This window comes from Aliidiomarina halalkaliphila, assembly GCF_007096385.1.
Lineage (GTDB): Bacteria > Pseudomonadota > Gammaproteobacteria > Enterobacterales > Alteromonadaceae > Aliidiomarina > Aliidiomarina halalkaliphila.
In genome coordinates, this window is record NZ_VJWL01000012.1 from 1 (window position 1) to 1,121 (window position 1,121).

Consider the following 1,121-nt stretch of genomic DNA (forward strand, 5'->3'; position numbering starts at 1 on the left):
CGCAAACCATCGTCCATCGCGATTGGAGCAATCAGCTCTACAACGAACTTCAGGTTGTCACCAGGCATGACCATTTCTACGCCTTCTGGCAATTCTACTGAACCAGTTACATCCGTGGTACGGAAGTAGAACTGTGGACGGTAGCCTTTGAAGAATGGCGTATGACGGCCACCTTCTTCTTTGCTCAGTACGTATACTTCAGCTTCAAACTTGGTATGCGGAGTGATTGAACCTGGCTTAGCCAATACTTGACCACGCTGGATATCTTCACGCTTAGTACCACGCAACAAGGCACCGATGTTCTCACCTGCACGACCTTCGTCAAGCAGCTTACGGAACATCTCTACACCCGTTACCGTAGTTTTCACGGTGTCTTTCAAACCAACGATAGCTACTTCGTCACCAGTGTTCACGATTCCGCGCTCAACACGACCTGTTACTACAGTTCCGCGACCTGAGATTGAGAATACGTCTTCGATTGGCATCAAGAATGGCTTATCGATATCACGCTCTGGCTCTGGAATGTACGAATCTAAAGCTTCTGCTAGCTCAAGAATCTTCTTCTCCCATGCTTCGTCGCCTTCCAACGCTTTCAACGCTGAACCTTGGATTACTGGCAAGTCGTCACCTGGGAAGTCGTACTCTGACAGAAGCTCACGAACTTCCATCTCTACCAGCTCTAGCAACTCTTCGTCGTCGACCATGTCACACTTGTTCATGAATACAACGATGAAAGGTACACCTACCTGACGTGATAACAGAATGTGCTCACGCGTCTGTGGCATTGGACCATCAGTTGCTGCTACTACCAGAATCGCGCCGTCCATCTGCGCCGCACCTGTGATCATGTTTTTCACATAGTCAGCGTGTCCAGGACAGTCTACGTGCGCATAGTGACGTGCAGGCGTATCATATTCTACGTGTGACGTAGAAATGGTGATACCACGCGCTTTCTCTTCTGGCGCATTATCGATTTGTGCGAAGTCACGAGCGGCACCACCATAGTGCTTGGCAAGGACAGTAGTGATCGCTGCAGTTAAAGTAGTTTTACCGTGGTCAACGTGACCGATAGTACCTACGTTTACGTGCGGCTTATTACGTTCAAACTTAGCTTTAGCCAT

Annotated in this window: 1 protein-coding gene; it reads right to left on the bottom strand. The window is 49.0% G+C overall.

Annotated features, from left to right (window positions below; genetic code table 11):
- The coding region (gene tuf / locus FM042_RS11815) for an elongation factor Tu (RefSeq protein ID WP_143236646.1) at positions 1-1,121 on the bottom strand (1,121 nt) is incomplete at its 3' end.